The sequence below is a fragment of the Xenorhabdus bovienii genome, assembly GCF_024721015.1.
GTDB lineage: Bacteria > Pseudomonadota > Gammaproteobacteria > Enterobacterales > Enterobacteriaceae > Xenorhabdus > Xenorhabdus bovienii.
This window is the reverse complement of record NZ_JANAIF010000004.1, coordinates 87,571-102,615: the sequence shown is the minus strand read 5'-3', so window position 1 is coordinate 102,615 and position 15,045 is coordinate 87,571. Positions and strand designations below refer to the sequence as shown.

Below are 15,045 nucleotides of genomic sequence, written 5' to 3'. Positions count from 1 at the left end.
CCATTTTCTAAGCTATTGCTTATCTATTATGCGAACCTCATCGCAGCAACGGAAAAATAACCTGTTAGCCTTAACCAAAATGAGAGCGCTCTCATTTTCGAATTAGACGAAATCATAATGGGACAACAACAAAGAGAACAAAATCATGAAAACCATTCTATTGTGTTGTGCGGCGGGGATGTCTACCAGCATGTTGGTACAGCGTATGCAGGCGGAAGCGGAAAAACGGGGGCTGGAAGTCGCCATTAAGGCAGTGCCCGCATTGGAGTTGGACATGTATATCAATGAAGCCGATGTGATTTTACTGGGACCGCAAATCAAGTATGAACTGCCTCGATTTACCGCTCTTGCTGAACCACTGGGTAAACCTATCAGCTTGATTGAGATGATGGATTACGGCGCCCTGCGTGGTGATAAGGTACTGGATCACGCCTTAAGCCTGCTGGAATAACCTTTTCATCATCAGATGGAGTGGATTATGAGTTTTTATACTTCCTTGACGCGTATTGTAGAAAATCATATTGCGCCCATTGCCGGACGAATCGGTAGCCAACGGCATATTATTGCGATACGTGATGGTTTTATCTCGGCCATGCCCTTTCTGATTATTGGCAGTATTATGCTGATTGTGGCAAATCCGCCATTTGATGTTCAAACCTCCTCTTCTTTTGGTCAGGCTTGGCTGGCGTTCGCCAAAGCGCATTGGAAAACCATCACCATGCCTTTCTTTATGACGATGGGACTGATGAGTGTGTTTGTCTCCATCGGTACGGCTTATAGTCTGGCGAAATCTTATGGCCTGGATGGACTGACATCGGCCTTGCTGTCGTTGATGGCGTTTCTGTTGGCAGCGGCTCCGCAGGTTGATAACAAAATGCCGCTCGATTTTTTGGGAGGAACCGGAGTATTTACGGCGCTGATCTGTGCGATTTGGTCGGTGGAATTAATCCGGTTGCTGAAAAAATACAATATTTCGATAAAGATGCCATCACAGGTTCCACCTGCCATTGCCCGCTCTTTTGAACTGCTGTACCCCGTTGTTGGTATTTTGCTGACGGTTTATCCCATCAGTCTGCTGCTGCAAAGCGAATTTAATTTGCTGCTGCCTGCGGCTGTTATGCAGATATTTGAACCATTGATTGCGATCGGGGATACGTTGCCCGCTGTTATGCTGGTGGTGTTGATTGCCAATTTATTGTGGTTCGCCGGTATTCATGGCGACAATATCGTCACTGGGCTGCTGAATCCCATTTTTATGGCGAATATCGCCGCTAATGCCGCCTTGATGACACAGGGCATGGCAACGACTCAAATCCTGACCGCGCCTTATTGGTCTTTTTACGTCTGTATCGGCGGCTCTGGTTCTACGCTGGTATTGGCGTTCCTCTATCTGCGTAGCCGCTCAATTCACCTGAAAACCATTGGTAAACTGAGTGTTGTACCCGCCATGTTCAATATCAATGAACCGTTGCTGTTCGGATCTCCGGTGGTGATGAATCCGACGTTATTGATCCCGCTGCTGGTTGTGCCGCTGATTAATGCAGTCTTGGCCTATGGCGCACTGCATCTGGATCTGGTGCAGAAGATGATCGCGATTGCGCCGTGGACGGCACCCGCGCCGGTGGGGGCGTTGATTTCTGCTGCCTGGGATTACCGTGCGGTCGTGTTGGTTGGGCTGTTGATGGTGATTGATCTGCTGATTTGGTATCCCTTCTTCAAAGTATATGAAAAACAGCTTTTGGCAGAAGAGCAACAGCAGGCAAAAAGCCTCGCTGACGCTCAGGCGTAGCGATAACCTCCGGAGGATGCAGTGTGAATATTAGTTTTGAACAGCAGGATTTTGAACAACAGATCGTCGAATTGCTGGTACATGCGGGCAGTGCGCGCAGCAGTGCGTTAATGGCTTTACAGCAGGCGAAGGCGGGAGATTTTCAGCAAGCAGGAATGTTGATGGAAGAAGCGCGACAGGAAACGCGTGCCGCTCATGCTATTCAGACTAAGCTGATCGGATTGGATGAAGGGTGCGGAAAATTACCGATTAATCTGATTACTGTTCATGCCCAGGATCACTTGATGAATGCGATGGTGATTCAAGATCTTGCCAGCAATATGATCGATCTTTATCAGCGCTTGCCGCCACAAGATCGCCAGTCAGAATAACAGGGGGATGACATGAAACCGATCAAAATTGCCGTTATTGGCGGCGGGAGCAGTTATACACCAGAATTGGTGGAAGGAATTATTCAGCGTAGCCAAACTATTCCGCTTTCTGAGCTGGCGCTGGTGGATGTGGAAGCCGGGCGGCACAAGCTGGAAATCATCGCTGCGCTGACTCGCCGTATGCTGGATCGTCATGATTTGGATTATGTTACTGTCACGGTGCATTATTCACCGGATGAAGCGATTAAGGGAGCCAGTTTCGTACTCACTCAACTGCGCGTTGGTCAACTTCCTGCCCGTGCCGCTGATGAGCGTCTGGGGTTGAAATATGGGTTGTTCGGGCAGGAAACAACGGGCGTAGGCGGGTTTGCCAAAGCATTGCGTACCATCCCTGTGTTACTGGATATCGCTCATAAAGTTGAACGCCTTGCGCCGGAGGCATGGATTATCAATTTCAGCAATCCCGCCGGCGTCGTCACGGAAGCGGTTTCCCGCTATAGCAAAGCTAAAATCATCGGGTTATGCAATGTACCAATCTCAATGCACCATATGATCGCCAATATGCTGCAACGGCCATATCAGGACGTGCAATTACGTTTTGCTGGCCTTAATCATATGGTCTGGGTACATCAGGTATTAGTGAATGGCAGGGATGAAACCGAGCAGGTATTGGAATTGCTGTGCAATGGCGCAGAGCTGACGATGAACAATATCAAGGAAGAACCGTGGCCGCCGGAGTTTTTACAGGCATTAGGCGCAATTCCCTGCCCGTATCATCGCTACTTCTATCAAACCGGCAAGATGTTACAGGAAGAGAAAGAAAGCGCGGCGAGCAAAGGGACACGGGCAGAGCAGGTGATGCAAGTGGAGCGGGAGCTGTTCGAGTTGTATGCCGATCCTAAACTGGATCACAAACCCGCTCAGCTCAGTTTTCGTGGCGGATCTTTCTATTCTGAAGTGGCGTTGGAATTGATCTCGGCTATTCATAATAATCTCGGTACGCAATTGGTCGTCAATACGGCGAATCGGGGCGCTATCATCGGCCTGCCAGATGATGCAGTGATCGAAGCCAACTGCATTGTTGATGCTCAAGGGGCGCACCAGCTGGCGTTTGGTCACCTGCCGGACAGTATGTCAGCCCTGACCCAGCAAGTGAAAGCATTTGAGCGCCTGACCATCGAAGCCGCCGTCCACGGTGATCGCAGGGCAGCACTGCTGGCAATGGTCGCTCATCCGCTGATTGGCGATGTTGCGTTGGATTCGACATTATTGGATGAAATCTTAGAGATTAATCACATGTATTTGCCCCAGTTTAAACGGTAAGTTGCGTCGATCAGGAATAGGAGCATGGAGTTAACAAGGAAAAAGTATGATAACACTGGAAGATGTGGCGAGTTATTCAGGCGTCTCGCGCGCCACGGTGTCACGCGTTGTTAATGGTGACAAAAAAGTGAAGGCAGCAACCCGTACCAAAGTTGAGAATGCCATCGTAGAATTGGGTTACAGTCCCAATCTGGCGGCGCGTGAACTGGCTTCAAATCAGAGCAATACGCTGGGGTTGGTGACCACTTCCTATCGTGGCGGCTTCTTTGGTGCCTTGATGGATAGCATCCAGACGGAAGCTGAATCACATGGCAAACAGCTTCTGGTCATGCAGGGGAGAAATCGTGCTGAAAACGAATGGCAGGCTATTATGCATCTGCATAGCCTGCGCTGCGGCGGGATGATTTTACATGTGCGTGCCATCAGTGATGATAAGCTGAGGCAACTCGCTCAAAGTGGCCGTTCGTTTGTGTTGCTGGATCGTCTGGTGGCAGGGCTGGAGCCGCGCTGTGTTGTGTTTGATCACCACAAGGCCAGCTATCTCGCCACGCAAACCTTGGTCGAGCATGGACATACTCGCATTGCCTGCGTGAGTGGCCCTTTGTCACGCAATCCAAGCCAGCAGCGCCGTCAAGGGTTCTTGGATGCCATGCAGGATGCGGGATTGAATCCTGTTGCTTGTCTGGAAGGGGAGTATGATCTGCAAAGTGGCTACCGGCAAACCCGAACCATTCTGGCAAAATCACGGCCTGATGCCTTGTTTTTCTGTAGTGAAGAGATGGCGCTCGGCGCATTGCTGGCGATTACAGAGCTGGGGCTGTGTGTACCAGAGGATATCTCTATCATCTGTTATGACAGCGGAGAGCGAGCGGCATTTGTCTATCCTGCACTGACTAGCGTCCATTTTCCCATTACTGACATGGCGTGTTTCGCGACGCGTTTATTGATCGAACCTGATACACCTCCCCCAGAATTTACGCCCCAAATTATTTATCGGAATTCTCTCAGACAGAGTAAGTGATCACAGTTCTATAACTACAGCTCTATGAGATGAGAGTAAGCCAGCATTTTTGGCTAAAAATCGTATTGTTGTGGTGTATAAATGTGTTAAAACCGCTTTTTATTAGTCTGAATATAGATAGCTGATTGCATTACATTGAAAATGAAGAAAAAACGTCCAGTTTTACAAGATGTCGCAGACCTCGTTGGGGTCACAAAAATGACGGTCAGCCGTTTCTTGCGTAACCCGGATCAGGTCTCGGAAGCATTGGGAAAACGGATCGCTGAAACGTTGGATCAACTGGGTTACATTCCCAATCGTGTGCCGGATATCCTTTCCAACGCTACCAGCCGAACGATAGGGGTTTTACTTCCTTCACTGACCAATCAGGTATTTGCCGAAGTCATTCGTGGGATCGAGCAGGTAACTGATCGCAATGGTTATCAGACGATGCTCGCCCACTACGGTTATTCCGCTCAGAAAGAAGAAGAGCGCCTGCTTTCTCTGCTTTCTTACAATATTGATGGCCTGATCCTGGCAGAGCGGACGCATACGCCCAAGACCTTGAAGGTACTGGAGACGGCAGGCATTCCGGTTGTGGAACTGATGGATAGCGTCTCTCCCTGCCTTGATATTGCTGTCGGGATCGATAATTTTGAGGCGGCGCGGCAGATGACGGTGGCTATGATCGAACGTGGCTGCCAAAACGTGATCTACCTCGGAGCGCGGCAGGATGAACGAACGCTGATCCGCTTGGATGGGTACGAAATGGCGATGCGCAGCGCAGGGTTGCAGCCGAGGAATGTGATGACGCCTGCCAGTTCGTCCTATTCACTGGGTGCGCAGCTTTTGCGGGAAACCTGCCAGAAATACCCTGATGTTGATGGTCTGTTTTGCACCAATGATGATATTGCGATTGGTGCGATTTTTGAATGTCAGCGACAGGGGATCAATGTCCCGGAACAGATCGCTGTCGCTGGATTCCACGGCCATGATGTTGGTCAGGTGATGATGCCAAAACTGGCCAGTGTACTGACTCCGCGTGATCTGATCGGACGCAGGGCGGCGGAAGCCCTGTTTGCTCGTTTGAAGGGACAAAAACTGGAACAAACCCTTATTGATGTTGGATTTACGCTTTCATTGGGAGAAAGTGTTTAATTTTTGTAGATCAAAATGATGCTTTCCTATCTTCAATTGCGATAAGCCTCACATTTTCCTTTTTTGCCGATCCTGATTAATTGCTCGCGATCTTGTGTTGCTGGTAATGTTACCGATAATAAGTTACCGGTAACATTTTATGGATAATATTTCATAGAGAAAATTTTGCAGGTACGTCACAGAGATAGCCAAGTAACAAGATCTGCACAAAGGAGTTTGATATGAGCAATACCCAACAGCCAAATCATGTTTTTGTATTGATGGGGGTATCTGGCAGCGGTAAATCTGCGGTTGCCAGTGGGGTTGCCCGTAAGTTGGGCGCGGCGTTTCTGGATGGTGACTTTCTTCATCCCCGCGCCAATATTATTAAGATGGCACAAGGCCACGCTTTGAATGACGATGATCGTCAGCCGTGGTTAAAAGCACTCAACGATGCCATTTTTGCCATGCAGCGTACAAATAATGTCTCTTTGCTCGTGTGCTCTGCCCTGAAAAAAAACTATCGGGATATGCTGCGTAATGGCAACAAAAACCTGTCATTTCTGTATATGCAGGGGGGTTTTGATTTAATTGAAAGCCGTCTGAAAGCTCGCAAGGGACACTTCTTCAAACCCCAAATGCTGATCTCGCAGTTTGAGGCATTGGAAGAGCCGACTGACGATGAAAAAGATGTCCATCACATTGATATCAGACCAGACCTTGATGAAGTAATCAAAAACACAATGACAACAATTGATCGCATTACCGAGGGGCATTCATGACTACATTAACTTTGGTGCTGACGGCCGTCGGTTCTGTTCTCCTACTATTGTTTTTGGTGATGAAAGCCAGAATGCATGCTTTTATCGCTCTGATGTTGGTTTCAATGGGAGCGGGGATCTTCTCTGGTATGCCATTGGAAAAAATCACCCAGACTATGCAAAACGGGATGTCAGGTACTTTGGGCTTTCTGGCCATTGTGGTGGCGCTGGGTGCCATGTTTGGCAAGATCCTGCATGAAACAGGGGCGCTTGACCAGATTGCCGTGAAATTGCTGGGTGGTTTTGGTGAAAAACGTGCGAATTATGCATTGGGCATCGCGGGGCTTATCTGTGCCTTACCACTGTTTTTTGATGTGGCAGTTGTGCTGTTGATTGGCGTGGTATTTGCCGTTGCACGTCGTACTGGCGGTAATGTGGTGAAACTGGCAATCCCACTGTTTGCCGGTGTTGCAGCCGCTGCGGCGTTTCTGGTTCCGGGGCCGACGCCGATGTTGCTGGCTTCTCAGATGGGAGCCGATTTTGGCTGGATGATCCTGATTGGCCTGAGTGCTGCGATCCCCTGCATGTTGCTGGCCGGCCCGATGTACGGCAATTTCATCAGTAAACATGTGACACTGGAATTACCAGAGGATCTGAATACACCGAGCATTGGCAAAAGCCAGATGCCTTCCTTTGGTTTCAGCCTGGCACTGGTGTTATTCCCGCTGGTATTGGTGGGTTTGAAGACTATTGCTGCACGTTTCGTCGATCAGCAGTCAACGTTGTATCAATGGCTGGAGTTTGTCGGTCATCCTTTCACCGCGATTTTAATTGCCTGTCTGGTGGCGATTTATGGCTTGGCGATCCGTCGCGGTATGAGTAAAGACAGAGTTATGGAAGTGTGCTCTGCGGCGATTCAGCCTGCGGGGATCATCCTGCTGGTTACGGGGGCAGGTGGCGTGTTCAAGCAAGTGCTGGTGGATTCCGGTGTCGGGCCAGCGCTCGGTAATGCTTTGGTGGGGGCTGGTCTGCCAATCGCACTGGCATGTTTTATTCTGGCAGGGGCGGTGCGCGTGATTCAGGGCTCGGCTACCGTAGCGTGTCTGACTACTGTGGGTCTGGTACTGCCAGTCATTGGCGAACTGGGTTATTCCGGTGCGCAAATGGCGGCGTTGTCAGTGTGTATTGCTGGTGGTTCGTTGATACTCAGCCATGTAAACGATTCGGGCTTCTGGCTGTTCGGTAAGTTTACCGGTGCGACAGAAGTACAGACACTGAAAACATGGACCATTATGGAAACCATTTTGGGTACTGCGGGTGCCATTATCGGCATGATCTATTTTGCCATGCTGAGTTAAATTTTCCCTGAAACATCGCTAACGGCATTTTACTGATTGATTAAAATGCCGTTTTTTTATATTTATTTTCGGGTTTTTCAATAAAAAATCCGATGGGTGTTTGCTGTGGGGATGGCGAGGTGATTTGAGTAAAAATCATAGAATTTCCCTCGGTTAATTTTGTGATTTAACGTGGTAGAATTTTTACGTCTAATAAAATATATTTAAAACAGACGGTTATATTTAGAGTGTTCCCCGTAGGTACGGGGATAAGCCGGCTAAATATAAATATGCGTCATTGGATGATATGTGTTCCCCGTAAGTACGGGGATAAACCTGCTGAAACTACGGTTCTGCATTTATTCCACTGAATGTCTTTGCTTTCCACACCTTGTCATTCACTACTCAATCAAACCAATAATCTGGCTATAAAGCGCTTCGGCACTGCGTTCATACCCTGCGGCGGAGAGATGAACATAGTCGGGACGAGCGAGATTCTGCTGCTGCCAGCTTCTGATTGAACATGACCCACCCATAAACTCCTGCCAATTCCAGAACAGGGTGTGCTGCTGTTTGGCGACGGTCTGCTGAGCCTGAATTATGCCATTGAGCAGAGCGGGTTGTTGTTCGGCACAGCTTGCGGCGGTTTTGTTTTTCAGCGAATCACTTGGCCCAATCAGCAGAATAACTACTTCTGGCATCGCCTTGCGAATTTCCTGCACTTTTGATGCCAGTTCCTTCTGATAGGCAACAAGATCCAGTGAATCGTTGAAGGCTTCATTGGTGCCATAAGCAAGGATCACCATATCCGGTTTCAATTGGACCAGTGTATTGATCCACTGTGGCTGCCATTTATCCAACATACTGATGGTGGCACCATTAATCCCCAACGCGGATAACATAATGCCGGAGCTTTGGCGTTTGATCAGCCAGCCACCGATTTTCAAATGCGTATCCTGTGCATCGACCCTGAGTGGGAAAGAAACACTGTGTTGTTGCGAAAACTGCCATTCGCTTTGTGTGGCCGGCAGATCCCACTGGCTAAACTGCGTCCTGATTTGGCTTGCCTCATGGGATTGATAAAGCGCGCTTATCCCGTACTTCTCAAAAGTAGAGGGTGATAAATTCATCCGTATTGTGCTGCTGACATTTTCTGGTGTGGCAATAAAACCCCCCAGTGGATAATCCGCACGATTATCTTTCCGGCTGCTCGAAAGCCACCAGTTTTTTTTATCATCCGTGAACCTGACGGTCGCCGTGCGCTGGCCGGGAATGCTGATCGGGCTGATAAAACCAGGGCCAGCGTCACCATAGCGATTCTGCAATAAGCTACGCAGCTTGCCGGTAAAAAAATCGGCGGCGGTATGTGAATCGCCCAGTTGCACGAAATGGAGTTGGCGCGAGTTGCTATGACGCAGCTTATCCGCCAGTAATGGGAAATTTGGGTCGCCAAAATTTGTCAGTTGATTTTGGCGATGTATTTGCGTCGTCTGCAATTCAGATGACGGTTTGGATTTTTTGCCGTGGCATGATAATAGGCTCACAGAGAGCGCGATAACCAGACCTGCACCCGTTATCCGATAAAACCAACGGAACGGTCTAAATGGTTGCATCTTTTTTAACTGGCTCCTGAATAAATGTCATTAATGAAAAGATAGCGTTCGCGATGGTCTGCTGCCCATTCAAACTGAAATGAATACCGTCGCCACTTCGGAGTTTGATTGCACTACTGCCATCACCAATATAGTCTGAATAATCTTCTGACCGATATTTGAACATATCATTAACTGAAACATAGATCTCACCCATTTTTGCCACCTCTGCCTGATACAATTTATTGAGATAAGCCATGCTGCCGGAAAGTTTTTTCTGCCGCATATTGGGTGGGCCAACCCAAATCACATCCACCTTATGCTGGTGAGCATCATTTAAAATCGTTTCGATTCGCTGACGATAAAGGTTTTCCCAATCTTCACTCGCGAATTTCAAATAGGCTCCTCCGCGTTTTGTCGGCATATCCCAGGGATCATTGGGGCCTAAAAACACCACAACCAATTTAATATCCGGATTTTTCCTTAGTGTATCGCCGATTGTTTTGGGCCAATCAAAGAAACCGGGATAGGCCAACCCTGTACTCTGCTTGCTCAAATTAATACTGGCGATGCCATGTTCCTGGTAAAGACGGCGTTTTAAATGCGGAGCAACGCCTTGCATCATCGAATCCCCTGCAAACAGTACCTGATCTTTTTTCCCCAAACTGACATTGGTTTTTGGGGTAATTTCGATAACCGCATTTGATGGTGAATGATTTCGTAATAAGGATGATTGAGTGTGCCGGACATCTTTGTGCAGTAAATCAGGGAACGTCAAATAGCGACTCTCGATAGAGTACGTATATCCTTCCAGAAAACGCAGACCAACCTGAAAATCAGGAAGAATCACGCTTGGAGTAGCATCAATATTCATGGCCTGTCGCTTATTATCCTGATGAATCCCCCTTGCATATGCCATAAATGTTTCGCTGGCGGCAATGGCACCTTGCTGCATATTGCTGCCCAAATCCCACATTGGCTCTCCCTTAAGGGCTGTCCACGGACTATTACGGTGATACTTCTGTTGCCAGAAACTATCCAGCGAACGTTGATTCAGCCAGATCAGCAGCAGGCTGGTTAAAGTGACGATAAACATCACCTGCCCGACTTTTTTAAGATTAAAGGTAAATTCAGAAGTTGGCATAGATAAATCCCGGCATTCCAGAAGGTGACAGCATAAATACCAACGTGAGGATCAGGGCTAAGGGAATGGGGTAATAAGCCCATGATATTAAGCTATGGTTCTTTTCCATCGTGTCTCTGATATTCACCAGCCAAGGATAGATAATAAAGAATCCCCAAAAAGCGACTAATAAAGTGCTGCTGGACAACAGTGCCGTGAACACATCTCCTGAGCACAGTTGGTTTAATACAGCCAGAGCGTCATTAAATGTTGGGCTGCGGAAGAATACCCATGCAAAACAGACAAAATGGAATGTCATCACGCGTGATAAAAATAATGAAATCGGATTTTTATTTCGCGTCTTATTGCGATTTCCGGCGGAGGGAAACAGTGCGTTTTTAATATTGTGGAAAATTAACCCTAACCCATGAATGGCGCCCCAAATAATAAAGCTCAATCCGGCACCATGCCATAGACCGGAAATGACCATTGCCGAGAATAGATTCATATTCTTGCGGACAGTGCCTTTTTTATTACCGCCCAGTGGAATGTAGACGTAATCGCGGATAAACGTCGACAGGCTGATGTGCCAGCGCCGCCAAAATTCCTGTAAATTCTCAGCAAGATAAGGGGCATTAAAGTTCTGTGGCACTGTAAAACCTAATAGCAGGGCAATACCCGTCACGAGGTCGGTATAACCTGAAAAGTTGAAATAGATATTCCATGCATAAGCATAAATCGCGACAAGGACTTGTCCTGCATGGTAGCCAGTGGGGTCATCAAAGACTGGATTAACAAAATTTTCAGAGAGAGTCGAACTGAGCAGAAACAGCTTTGCAATGGCCAGTGCAATCAATAACAGCGCTTTGAATGGCTCCAGTATCACTCTGGATGAAGCTTGGATCTGCGGCAGGAAATCTTTGGCTCTATTGATTGGCCCGGCCACGATGCTTGGAAAAAAGCAGAGATACAAAATAACATCAAGCAGCGGAGCGTGAGGCAGTTCTTTCTTGCAAACCGAAATCACGTAACTGACGGAATGAAAAGCATAAAATGACAAGCCTAATGGCATCAGCAGCTCAAGTATGGGCAGTTCGACAGAAATTCCTAAATTGGCTAACGATTGCTGGATCGCCTCTTGAAAGAAAGAATAATATTTGAAGGCGGTAAAACAACCCACAATACCGAAAATCAGGAGCGTGAATATGGCCTTATTGGACAAATAACGACTGAAAATATTCGCCAAAAAGTAAATGAACAGCGTATAAGCGAACAGAATACAGGCAAATTTTGCTGAGAAAGTGAAAACAAATAAATAACTAACTAAAATTAATAAGCCATTCTGTAGCTTGGGAGCTTTTTGTAAAAGCCAATAGGCAAGAAGCAGAATAACAAACGAACCAAGAAACTCAAAAGAAAAGAAATTCATATTAGGCTCTGGCTAACCATCTATCATTGAGAGAAAGGGAGTGATTCTGAGGTTCATTATAGTATGGAATTTACTTGTGTTTACAATAGGTAGCAGGCAGAGAAGTTATAAAAAAATAATCCGCTGTGTAATTAATACATAGCGGATTATTGGGAGCCTGCCGTATAGGCAGGTTCATTGCCTTTTTATTTAATAATGATTGAACATTAAACAATACGAAAGGTATGACGAATACGTAGGTGATTTATACCCAATAGATTTCAAGTTACAGCGCGGCGGCAAGTGGTCGCAGCCACCAAAAGCCGCAACTAGAAAGACGACGGATATAAATGTACCCGTATTTATTGGGCTGCCAGTTCCTGTACCTGTGAAATCAGCTTTTTATTGCCATTAAATACCTGATGCAAATAGCGATTATAGTTAGCGCCCAGCTCGGAATAACCGTTCAGGTTATCGATCAATTTACTGGTATTCAGAGGTGCTTGTGTTGTCCTCTGTTTTGCCCGTGAAGTACGAAGTGATTCGTAGGCACGGTGTGTATTCATATTTTTCATGTAGGCGATGACGGAATCATCAACATTGCGATAAACCGAATAACCTTTGATTTTTCCTTTGGTTTTGCTGCATGAGTTGCAACGCATACCAAACAGGTTATTGTTCTTCTTGGCAAGTTCTGATGTTCCCCAGCCCGATTCTGCGGCTGCCTGAGTAGCGACAAAATGGGTCGGTATAATGTCAACTCGACTTAGCAGTTTGTTCCAATTGACCTGTTTCGGTGATGTGCAGGCCATTTTGTAACTTGCGCAGATTTTCTGCAATCGACTGATATCCTGTACAGACCAGTGACGAGTTTTCTGGTGTGACAGCAGCCATTTTCGGTCTTGCATAATCTTTTGATTATGCTCATCAATGACAGGGACAACAATGTTTAAAAACGCTTTCTTCCGGGGTGTACCTGAAGGATATTGTCGCAAATCTGGCAAACTCTCCTGTATGCCATTGTGAGAATACTCTTTCATTTTTGAGGTACTGGTCGAAGCATAACTCAGACCGGTAAAAATTAATGAGAGAAAGAAAGCGAAGACGGCAGTTGTCCTCATGATTAAAGAGGGCATTTGCTTCTCCTCGTTTTATTGCTCTGGATAAAAAACATACGAATATTAGCAGAACAATCAATATCTGGCTACCATTATTCACCATTCATAAAGTTCGTTTCTGTAACGAATGCTAGCACATTACTGACAATAACCTATATTTTTCATTTTATTCAGTAAATTAGTGTAATGATTACTAGGATTTTATCCTGTTAATCGTGTTGTTGATTTAATGTTTTTATAGGATTAGCGGCGTAAATTCGCGGTTTTTGCTGCATAGATCATTATTGTGATTTAAGTCTAATTTTTAGAAAAGGAGCTTTTATTTATGTTTAATCGTCTATTGCTTCTATTAAGCTAATGGTATTATTAAATTAATATTATGATTAACATAGTTTATTAAGACAATCTTAATAAACTATTCCCAGATAATCATCTATTCAGAATGGTATTTCTATAAAGCAAAAATTTTTTGTAACGGAATTTATTAGTTTAATCAATGTAAAAATGAGGAATGATAAAAATAGCAATTAATGAATAATCATCAACTATATTTTCACGGTGCAAATACAGTTTGTAAATTTTATTTATTTATCGATGTGGATAAATTTTATTAATTATATTTCATTTCTTAAATGAAAATAAAGTAATTTTACACTTGTGATAAATTTACAGCCCATCATGTGAGATGTAAAAAATATTCAAATTAATGTCATTAAAGGCATCATAAAAATAAAGAAAGTGACAAGTATATAATTCCAAGCTTCATAGTATTTTATTATGGAAATAATGAAAAATATAAATAGAATAATTAACATCATTTTTATCGACGAAAAAAAGTCGGCTGAAGTTTTATTAATCCAAGCCAGAAAATCTCCATGAGTATTTTCTCTCTCCAAAGAAAAACACCGTAACAGAGTTAATTGCTCTTTAAATGTAAAAATGTCTGTGATGCGTTTTCTTGCTTTTTTATCATCGTCAATATAAATTTTGATCCCCTGTGTATTTAGGGGCGGGTAAGCCTTGTTTTGTGATTCCGGTACAAAAAATATTTTGTGATTAATGCAGAATATAAATAATTTTATGCCGACAAGGTAGCCACATCCAATTATTCTGGCTTTATTCAATATAGCTAAACATAAAAAACAGGATAGATAAAAATAAGATTGTTGAAAATTAAAACAGCATAGTGTGATTTTGGTGGACTGATATAAGTAAAAACGGCCAAGATAATGGAAAAGAACGTCGTATTTTTTGCTGATTCCATAAAATTATAGGCTAATCCCTTTAACCAATTGGAAAAATCATCTCTGGTTTCATGCTTAACTAATCTAAAGCTCTTAAGCATGATGATTTGTTCTGTAAAGGTAAATAACCTGATTATCGATTTTCGTATTTTCTTATCGTCAGTTAATCGCATTATTATTCCGATTTTTTCTGGTTGGATGGTAATTTATTATTTATTCATCATGATATTATTGAATAGATTGATGAATAAATAATTAAGTTATTGGAGTATACCATTATTTCCAGTTAAAAAAATGCGATTCATATTGAAAAATAATTAGGGAGCCGAAGCTCCCTAATTAGGTATTATAAAGAATCAACGGAAATTTATAACCATTTAGCTACACCGCCGTGGCGAGAACATGCACCTTTATGGGTTTTGCTCTTACTATAGGTTCCGTCTTTACAAAGGGCGCTATTAGCCCCTTTCTCTGCGCTTCCAGCTTTTGATTTCTTACTGTTGTTTTTCTGTGACGCTTTTTGGCTTTTTGATCCTTTGGTAACTTTCTTTTCTAATGAGCTAACGTTGTCTTTAGCCGTTTTGACATTATGTTCTACCGCGGTGGCTGTTTTTGAAGCGTGTTCGAGTGATACTGCTGGCGCTGCAAGTGCTGTACTTGAAAACAACACCAGTAATGCTGCAACTGATAACTTCAAGCTTTTCATCATATGTGTCCTCTGATTAGAGTGTCTTAACCCGAAACCAACTCTTGCAGTTTGGAGTATAGCTTTGAATGATTTCATTACAAATTTAGCATAGGAAATACTTATATTTCGATTTATGTCTGTTTTGTATTTTCTT

At 44.8% G+C, this 15,045-nt stretch carries 13 protein-coding genes; 8 read left to right on the top strand and 5 right to left on the bottom strand.

From position 1 onward, the window contains the following. Positions 1–145 precede the first annotated feature (145 nt). The 8 genes from NXS07_RS02335 to gntU all read left to right on the top strand — a co-directional run bounded on the left by NXS07_RS02335 (position 146) and on the right by gntU (position 7,739). Positions 146–451: a PTS sugar transporter subunit IIB gene (locus NXS07_RS02335; protein ID WP_038194529.1), complete on the top strand. Its 306-nt coding sequence runs from the start codon at positions 146–148 to the stop codon at positions 449–451. Positions 452–478: 27 nt separating this feature from the next. Further along, a complete protein-coding gene (locus NXS07_RS02330; protein ID WP_258086094.1) occupies positions 479–1,789 on the top strand; it encodes a PTS sugar transporter subunit IIC in 1,311 nt (436 codons plus the stop codon). A gap of 23 nt (positions 1,790–1,812) precedes the next feature. Further along, on the top strand, positions 1,813–2,160 hold the full coding sequence (locus NXS07_RS02325) for a PTS lactose/cellobiose transporter subunit IIA (RefSeq protein ID WP_080717492.1): 348 nt from the start codon (positions 1,813–1,815) through the stop codon (positions 2,158–2,160). Positions 2,161–2,172: 12 nt separating this feature from the next. Further along, positions 2,173–3,483, top strand: coding sequence for a 6-phospho-beta-glucosidase (locus NXS07_RS02320; RefSeq protein WP_258086093.1), 1,311 nt, complete (start codon positions 2,173–2,175; stop codon positions 3,481–3,483). A gap of 46 nt (positions 3,484–3,529) precedes the next feature. Next, complete coding sequence (locus NXS07_RS02315; RefSeq protein WP_038194535.1) at positions 3,530–4,504, top strand: LacI family DNA-binding transcriptional regulator; 975 nt, start codon at positions 3,530–3,532, stop codon at positions 4,502–4,504. Between the two features lie 141 nt (positions 4,505–4,645). Next, positions 4,646–5,641, top strand: a complete 996-nt coding sequence (gene gntR, locus NXS07_RS02310; protein ID WP_038208000.1) for a gluconate operon transcriptional repressor GntR — start codon at positions 4,646–4,648, stop codon at positions 5,639–5,641. A gap of 221 nt (positions 5,642–5,862) precedes the next feature. Next, the gene (gntK, locus tag NXS07_RS02305) at positions 5,863–6,402 is read left to right on the top strand and encodes a gluconokinase (RefSeq protein ID WP_258086092.1); all 540 of its coding nucleotides are present in this window, start codon (positions 5,863–5,865) and stop codon (positions 6,400–6,402) included. Then, positions 6,399–7,739 (top strand): gluconate transporter, encoded by a 1,341-nt coding sequence (gene gntU, locus NXS07_RS02300; RefSeq protein WP_258086091.1) that lies wholly within the window; start codon positions 6,399–6,401, stop codon positions 7,737–7,739. Before gntK ends, gntU begins: the two co-directional genes overlap by 4 nt. 380 nt (positions 7,740–8,119) lie before the next feature. Here the strand turns inward: gntU and NXS07_RS02295 are convergent, their stop codons facing one another. The 5 genes from NXS07_RS02295 to NXS07_RS02275 all read right to left on the bottom strand — a co-directional run bounded on the left by NXS07_RS02295 (position 8,120) and on the right by NXS07_RS02275 (position 14,912). Next, positions 8,120–9,331, bottom strand: coding sequence for an SGNH/GDSL hydrolase family protein (locus NXS07_RS02295; RefSeq protein ID WP_258086090.1), 1,212 nt, complete (start codon positions 9,329–9,331; stop codon positions 8,120–8,122). Beyond that, entirely contained in the window at positions 9,318–10,454 is a 1,137-nt protein-coding gene (locus NXS07_RS02290; protein WP_258086089.1) for an SGNH/GDSL hydrolase family protein, read from the bottom strand. The genes NXS07_RS02295 and NXS07_RS02290 overlap by 14 nt, the downstream gene beginning before the upstream one ends. Further along, the gene (locus tag NXS07_RS02285) at positions 10,441–11,862 is read right to left on the bottom strand and encodes an MBOAT family O-acyltransferase (RefSeq protein WP_258086088.1); all 1,422 of its coding nucleotides are present in this window, start codon (positions 11,860–11,862) and stop codon (positions 10,441–10,443) included. Before NXS07_RS02285 ends, NXS07_RS02290 begins: the two co-directional genes overlap by 14 nt. A 341-nt stretch (positions 11,863–12,203) precedes the next feature. After that, positions 12,204–12,977, bottom strand: coding sequence for a protein bax (locus NXS07_RS02280; protein ID WP_038194549.1), 774 nt, complete (start codon positions 12,975–12,977; stop codon positions 12,204–12,206). Between the two features lie 1,593 nt (positions 12,978–14,570). Further along, positions 14,571–14,912 (bottom strand): DUF3761 domain-containing protein, encoded by a 342-nt coding sequence (locus NXS07_RS02275; protein WP_230579980.1) that lies wholly within the window; start codon positions 14,910–14,912, stop codon positions 14,571–14,573. Between the last annotated feature and the right edge of the window lie 133 nt (positions 14,913–15,045).